We start from the raw sequence: 262 nt of genomic DNA on the forward strand, positions 1-262 counted from the left end.
AGATAGACCAGGATCGAGCCGGATTCGAAGACGCGCAGCGGGGTCTTGCCGCTGCGATCCATCAGCGCGGGGATCTTGGAATTGGGATTGACCTCGACAAAGCCGCTGCCGAACTGGTCGCCATCGTTGATCCGGATCAGCCAGGCGTCGTATTCGGCGCCCTTGTGGCCAAGCGCCAGAAGCTCCTCCAGCATCACCGTCACCTTGACGCCGTTCGGCGTCGCCAGCGAATAAAGCTGCAGCGGGTGCTTGCCGACGGGCA

General features: G+C 62.6%; 1 pseudogene. It reads right to left on the reverse strand.

What is annotated here, in order from left to right:
• Positions 1-262 (reverse strand): annotated as a pseudogene (locus X744_RS0139525) (glutathione-dependent disulfide-bond oxidoreductase); the annotation flags it as partial.

Source organism: Mesorhizobium sp. LNHC252B00 (genome assembly GCF_000502955.1).
Lineage (GTDB): Bacteria > Pseudomonadota > Alphaproteobacteria > Rhizobiales > Rhizobiaceae > Mesorhizobium.